Annotated in this window: 8 protein-coding genes; all 8 read right to left on the bottom strand. The window is 45.8% G+C overall.

Going from position 1 to position 6,964, the window contains the following annotated elements:
• Positions 1 to 830 precede the first annotated feature (830 nt).
• Positions 831 to 1,442 (bottom strand): hypothetical protein, encoded by a 612-nt coding sequence (locus tag FVB43_RS05415; RefSeq protein ID WP_167863552.1) that lies wholly within the window; start codon positions 1,440 to 1,442, stop codon positions 831 to 833.
• Positions 1,443 to 1,753: 311 nt separating this feature from the next.
• Positions 1,754 to 2,233, bottom strand: a complete 480-nt coding sequence (locus FVB43_RS05410) for a hypothetical protein (protein WP_197931256.1) — start codon at positions 2,231 to 2,233, stop codon at positions 1,754 to 1,756.
• Positions 2,233 to 2,628: an EndoU domain-containing protein gene (locus FVB43_RS05405; RefSeq protein WP_277950367.1), complete on the bottom strand. Its 396-nt coding sequence runs from the start codon at positions 2,626 to 2,628 to the stop codon at positions 2,233 to 2,235. Before FVB43_RS05405 ends, FVB43_RS05410 begins: the two co-directional genes overlap by 1 nt.
• Entirely contained in the window at positions 2,601 to 2,918 is a 318-nt protein-coding gene (locus FVB43_RS24845) for an EndoU domain-containing protein (protein ID WP_422718015.1), read from the bottom strand. The genes FVB43_RS05405 and FVB43_RS24845 overlap by 28 nt, the downstream gene beginning before the upstream one ends.
• A gap of 238 nt (positions 2,919 to 3,156) precedes the next feature.
• Complete coding sequence (gene cdiI / locus FVB43_RS05395) at positions 3,157 to 3,564, bottom strand: ribonuclease toxin immunity protein CdiI (protein ID WP_242462112.1); 408 nt, start codon at positions 3,562 to 3,564, stop codon at positions 3,157 to 3,159.
• A gap of 22 nt (positions 3,565 to 3,586) precedes the next feature.
• Positions 3,587 to 5,263, bottom strand: coding sequence for a VENN motif pre-toxin domain-containing protein (locus tag FVB43_RS05390; protein WP_277950366.1), 1,677 nt, complete (start codon positions 5,261 to 5,263; stop codon positions 3,587 to 3,589).
• Positions 5,264 to 5,289: 26 nt separating this feature from the next.
• Positions 5,290 to 5,538 (bottom strand): hypothetical protein, encoded by a 249-nt coding sequence (locus FVB43_RS05385; protein WP_167863551.1) that lies wholly within the window; start codon positions 5,536 to 5,538, stop codon positions 5,290 to 5,292.
• Positions 5,531 to 6,964, bottom strand: a 1,434-nt coding sequence (locus tag FVB43_RS24725; RefSeq protein ID WP_167863550.1) for a VENN motif pre-toxin domain-containing protein, incomplete at its 5' end; no start/stop codon positions are given. The genes FVB43_RS24725 and FVB43_RS05385, both read right to left, overlap by 8 nt.

Below are 6,964 nucleotides of genomic sequence, written 5' to 3'. Positions count from 1 at the left end.
ACGTCAAAGCCGCCTTTGCCCGCGAAGATGCCGGTCTGCTCAACCACGCTGTCGTAGTTGCTGTGCATTTTGTCACGGCTGAGGTTGACGCTGGCGGAGCCGGTCATGGAGCCGAAGGTAAAGCTGCCGCCGACGCTGGCGTTCTGCTGCTTCGAGTCGTAGCGGTCTCATAAAGTAGACAGAAGGAATTTGTATTCCGAAAACCTACCTATACCACCTCATCTATCGTGAATAAGTGTTTTAGCCTGTCATGAATTACCTATTCTTTTTATGTTGAAAATATTGAATAAGACAAGATACTGTGCTTAAAAAGCAACCCGAACATATCGCGATCACTGCATATTCAATGAGACTTTCATAACCGAAATAAAATATACCTTTAGTTACATAGAAAAATATGGCCGCCAATAGTTTAATTATAATAAATATGAAGATCATCATTGATGATAAAATAAATGAAAGGTAGGTGAAGTAATGTATTTTTTTCATTTCCCCACTCTTTTTTTGTTTCTTCGACGGTGTCATTTAATACTTTGTTTGCACTTTCGGTACTTGATTCTCCCGTTGGATTACTAATATTACTTACCAGGGTTTTCTATTTTTTTTGAAAAACTGTAACCCAATGAACCATATGATTCCTAAGGTAGATCCAATCATGATGCCTGAATGAGTATCATTCCATAAATCAACCATGCCGTACTGTTTCCACTGACTATCCTGTAAAAATAACAAAATCCTATCAGAAAAAGAAACAAAAATATTCCCAATGGTAAACGTTAGCGTGAATGCAGCCATAAAGAAGAATAGAAATAATAGCTCTCTAAATAATTTCATTTTATGGCACTCTCTGTTTTTTCTTCAAAGTGCTTACCCGCTCTTTCTGAGAAATAGGAACCAACTGCAGCACCACCCTGCGATGGTATAGGGCTTATTTTTGGTGGGTTTGTGATCCAAGGAAAAATCGAGTTTTTCGAGTCTTTGAAACCATTTTTCCAAGGATTTAGATATGCGTTTGTAATTTTTTCAACACCTAGCCCACTGTAATATCCTAAGAATGCTCCTCCTGCAGCACCCACCATTTTGGGGATTGGATTTTTACCATCAATCATACCATCTATGCCAGCCCCCACGGTGCTGACGATAACAGTTCCCGGCATTTTCATGCCAGTACTTACTCCCGCAGAAATCGTTGCAATAAACAAGCTTGCAGGATTAAATTGTTCTTTCGGGTCGTTGAGCATGTTCTGTATTTGTGAGGTTGTATTGGCTGCACCTGCAATACCTGCACCAACAAGCCTCTGAGCAACCGCCTGGCTTCCTACCCATTCACCAATTGCAGGTGCAACCGCTTTACTCAGCACGGGTATCGCCAAAGAAATAGTCGCAATTGCTGCTTTAGGTATATTGTTACTCCGTTGCAGTTTCTCATAGTTATCAATCACTGGGTTAAGTTGATTAATACTATATTATGTCAGTTTCTTGCAATCTGTGTTGCAGCCTGGGGATTGAATTTATCTTAATAATTAATATTTTTGTTGAGTCAGTTATTCTTTTGAAATCTCCCCCATCGTTCTGCTGCTGAGTAGCTTCAGCTTTGGATACAGGCTCTATTAGTCGATTTCGTTCTTCATTTGTGGAGGAAGGTTTTTATTTTTCTAGCTAGGGCGTGGTCTGTTCCGCACTCAGATAATTACTCTCCACTGTCTGGTTGTAAAAAAATCCCGTCAGCTAAGGGCGGGGTTTTTATTAATTATTAATAAGGTAAACAATATGCCCCGTCTAAAGAATCATACTGTGTGATAGCATCTCTACCTTCTGCAAGATACTCAACATCGATTGGTTCTGGCGGGAAGTCTTTTGTATAAGATCCTTCCAGGAATAAACGATACTGCTCCAGCACATATAATGTTTGCTCTATGGTTAAAAGCACCTGTTGCTCTTCCACATACTCACACCCAATAAATACTTTATCATGCGTAACCATCACCCAATGGGCATTACCTATTCCGAAGTTGCCTTCAGTTGTTTTTCCTGATGCAAGCTCAGTGAGGTTTTTTACCCAGATATCAACAGAATGAATACCATATTGAATGTCATTGGATAACCACCCTGAAATCTCACGTGCTCCATACCCCAATACCCCTCCATCAAAGGAGTTACGTATTTTTCCACCTACAGGAACAAATAAATTACTATTTTCATCCCACCAGAAAATGATTTTATCATTCAACATTACTTATTCCTCCCTGTATAAACAGGCCATGCAGTCGCACCTGTTCCATCGGGTTTGCCATAATAGCCTTGAATCTTCACACCGCTAGATGATTTCCCGCTCCACATTTCTGTATTAGGTATTCTTTCAGAATTTTTGAACGCACTCTCAATCTCCTGAGCCGTCTGTCTTTTTGACCACTGCTCAGGGAAGAATGTAGTTTCAGCTTTCTTATTTATCCATTGTCCCGTTGCTGGATCTCTCACTGATATATATCCTGTCGAAACGCCATTGGAATCAGGTGTACCCGTTACCTTATCTACTTTAATATTTGAATCACGAATATAGTGGCCACCAGATCCAGCTTTTGTCCCATCCTTGAGGGTTTTCACTTCCCCGTTAAGGATATGATCCATCCTGATATATGCAGTTTGTGAACCTTTGCCAGCCTGCTCTTTAACCAGTTCCAGAGGTGTGGGGGAAGGTTTAAAGTCATCAAGATAGTCACCTGCTCTTTACTAGTATAAACACCACCGGTTCCGGTCTGCGCGAACCACTTAGTATTAGGGGAAGTGGCTATATCTCCGACATCATTAATGATCTTCTCTGCCGACCAGTTATTCGGGAAAGTAGTTTTCCCTGGGTGTCCTGGGAAAATATGACCACCACTCCCCGTCTTATCACCATGCAAGATATGCTGTTTCATCTCTGGAGATAGAATATCGACATATTCTTGCTTAAGAATTGGTTTATCATAAGGAATATTATTGCCGTTGAATTTACCACCTGAGTGTTCAACATTAGGAACCGCCCCATTCGGCTTTTGACTAAATTCACCTTCACCGGCCTTCCATGTCGGTAACGATGGCTTAGGTACAACCTTCTATTAATAACTCACTGACGTATAGAGTAAAGCCCCAACCGTAAGGGTTGGGGTTTTCAGATCATGAGGGAAATTTAGCCAGTAATTCGTTAACTTTTTCCGTATCTTCGGGGTGAAGCTTGAGATATTTTTCACAGGCTAAACGGGTATACTGATAACAAGTTTCTTCACTGACAATGAAGGTATCTGCTTCAGAAGGTGGATAGCCCGATGAAAACTCAACACCTTCAAAATGCTCACTTTCATCATAACTTTCCATATCTGGAAAATTACAATATGAACCATCAGTATTATATCCATGCCCATTTGCAAGACATTCAATTACTTCCATAAATTTTCGATCATTATACATACGATTAAAATAAGACTTAACAATCCAATCATTGTTGGAATAATCGTATGGTAGCTCAAATAAAAATTCATTAAGCTTTGAAAACTCATCCTGATTAGAGCTAATGGTATTAGTCAAAATTTTACTCCCTTTTAAAATTCTACTTGGGGTGAAAGTTAGTAACTCGTCCAGTTTTCTGATCAAGATAAATCCTGAATATTACTCCACCTGCACTGGCATCATATTGATTCACTCCCTTCGATACAGCTTCTTTATATCCATTTGTAGCAGCTTGCTGACCTAAGTCTAAAATTTTATTATCAGTAAATATTTTAGGATCATAAATCGTCTTTGTCTCGAGATTTTTTTTATAGTTTCCAGTCAATTCCCCGGTACGATCTTTAGTAGGTATCAGATATTTTACTTCTGATATTCCCTTCACAGCCGTAGGTGTTTCACTCACAATTTTCACATTGTATTCCTCAGCCGCAGTGTAAAACGCATTGGAGTTATGTCCTCCCGAGATCCCATTTTTCTGTGTGAATCCATCGACTGTTGCCAGATGCTTCGGCTGATCAATTCTGAAACTCATCCCATCAGGGTAAGTAATAGTGGTGGTGCCTTTCTCTATACTGGTTTTGTAATTCAATGAATTAAAGTCATATTTACCAATGGGATGCTCAAGGTTCGTCACCGTCTTATCCGGTTTGGGACTAAATTCACCCTCTCCAGATTTCCAGGCTGATGGCGGTATATCAGGTATGGCTTTTTCAGCTTTCGATACTACTTTTGCTACAACCTTCTCCGTCAGTACCGCGCCACCTTTAACAACCCCTGCACCGCCAGCCAGCAGCCCGGCGATATCCGTAACCAGCTTACCGCCTTCAACACCCGCATTAAATGAACCGCTGGCTCCGGCTCGCTGGTATTCCGCTTCCATCCGATCGATACGGTCAATATAGGACTGTTTTACCGCGTCCGACACGTTGCCCAGTACATCTCCACTGTTAAACAGCGATTTCAGGGCGTCATAGGTTTCCTGCGGATTGCTGGCCGTTTTCACGATGCTGTCTATCGTGTCGTACAGCCCTGCCGGAACTCCGGCAATCATCCCCGCTGCATAGCTGCCATCCTGTCCCAAGTCTATCGCAGTCCATTTCGCCTGCGCTCCGGCTTTGCAGGCCAGGGTCTGACATGCTGCGATTTCTTTATCTTTCTGAGCCTGCTGTTTCTCGCTCAGATAGTTATTCTCCGCCGTCGTCTTCCCTGCCTGCGCCGCATAAACGGCACTTCCGGTACTGTCCCCGGCCAGGCCACCGGCCAGCCCGGATGACAGGGTTGCCAGAGCGCTCAGGGTCTGCTTCTGCGTTTCGGTCAGGTCTGCAGCCGGGGTATCACCGTACAGCTGGTCCTTTAGTATCCCTGCGGTTATCTCACCGAGCGCCGCGCCGGTCGCGCCCGCTGCGGCATTCTGCCCCTGGGCGGCCGCCAGCGCGGCGCCGACGATGGCGTGGGCCACCGCTTTCGCTTCTGGGTTATTGTCGATACCCATTCTGTGACCAATCGCCTCGGCCAGATACGGTGCTGAACCGTTAGCGATGGCCGCAGCGATATCGCCGCCCGCCAGGCCCTGCACCACGGCCGTGGCGGCCTGGATACCCTGCTGGACGGCGCCGCCGGTGCCGAGCCCGGTGGCGTTAAAGGCCTGGTCGTAGAAGTTCTGGTAAACCTGACCGTTGATGGCGTTCTCATCCGGGGTCTGACCCGGATGGGCTTTCACCCAGTCTTTCTGCTCTTTCTCTTTGTCGAAGAACGGACTAATAAAGTAAAATCCCAACCGGAGGCTGGGATTTCTTGTGAAAATTAATCGGGATCTGATGGGGGCGTTTTTCGCGAGTTATACTTGTCGATAAGATTAAAAACTATTGTAGCAACTGTAATTGCTGTTCCTGCAATGCATCCAAAAACAAGTGTTCTTTTTACATGATAGATAGGAAAAAATAACTCTCCTTTTGTTAAAAAAATAAATAACACGCCAACACCCAAAAGCACAAATCCAAGTAAAATACAAAAAAAACATGAATATATAAATAATTTAATATAACTAATCATTTCCCCCCTCCTTTTTTTCTGTGGGAAGTTGAGGTTTAGTATTTACTCCATCTTTGATATATCCACCTAAAATCTCGCTTCCGAAAGAACCTGTAAAATCAAATATTAATCCAGGTATTTCTTTTCCCGTTACTGAGTCCACAATCCCCGGTGCAAACTTACCAAAACCACCGCCAACCCATGCTCCAGTAGCCGCCCCACCAATAGATCCTATATCTGGCCCATCAGTAAACATCGCGCCACCTGCTGCCATACCGGTGTTCTGCCACACTCCCCGCCCCGGAGCAAGCGCTCCCGTAATTCCTGCTGAGATACTTCCCTTATAATCCCAGGTTTTCTTTTCGTTTCCAGGCTGGCTCAGATCGAACCACTGATAACTGCCGTTGGCAATTTCAGATATTATTGCCCCACCCACCACTTTACCCGCCGATGCCGCTGGCCCTAAATAAGCTGCTCCCGCGACCAGCGCGATATCTGTATAACCCTCAACGATAGCCTTCGTTATATTCGCACCATCGGGTAAGTCCCCTTTCACATTTTTGCTTAATGCCGCATTCACTTCTTCCGTTGTCACTCCGGCATCGATCATCGACATGCCAAGCGTAGAAGCTCCCTGACTGTAGTCGGTCATACCTTTTGGCAGACTGAACATCTCGTTATTTTCTGCGGTATTTTTCCCGGCCTGCGCTCCGGCTAATGCTGATGTGCTGCTATCTCCCGCAAGTCCGCCTGCCAGACCACTTGCCAGTGTCGCCAGTGCACTGACAGTCTGTTTCTGCGTCTCTCCCAGGTTATTGAAGTCATCCGTACCATACATCGCTTTTGCAATCGCTGACGTCCCGATGGCTGCTGTAGCCGCTCCGGCAGCAGCACCTGCTGCGTTTCTTCCCTGCACCTCAGCCAGCACTCCTGCAACCACAGCATGAGCCATCACACGACTCGCTTCATCGGGTGCCCGCTTATGTATTTGTTCAGCCAGATACGGGGCCATACCGCCCGCTATCGCGCTGGTGATATCGCCACCCGCCAGGCCCTGCACCACGGCGGTGGCGGCCTGGATACCCTGCTGGACGGCGCCGCCGGTGCCGAGCCCGGTGGCGTTAAACGCCTGGTCGTAGAAGTTCTGGTAAACCTGGCCGTTGATGGCGTTCTCATCCGGGGTCTGACCCGGATGGGCTTTCACCCAGTCTCTCTGCGCCTGGTCCCTGTCGGCATCGGTGATACTGCCCATCTTGTCTCTGGCGTCCTTCGCCGCGCTGATGGCGCCCTGGGTACGCACAATATCCGACACCTGGGTGCTGATTTCGCCAATCAGCTGCGCCTGCTGAATGCGCTTCTGCTCTTTCTCCTTGTCGAATATCTGGCTGATGCTGCCGTTGGCGTTCTCCGCGTCGCGGCTGAGGTTCGCCACGTCCTGGGCCTGTTT

Source organism: Erwinia rhapontici (assembly GCF_012271765.1).
GTDB classification, from domain to species: domain Bacteria; phylum Pseudomonadota; class Gammaproteobacteria; order Enterobacterales; family Enterobacteriaceae; genus Erwinia; species Erwinia rhapontici.
The sequence above is the reverse complement of the archived record's forward strand: the minus strand, read 5'-3'. Positions and strand labels throughout refer to the sequence as shown.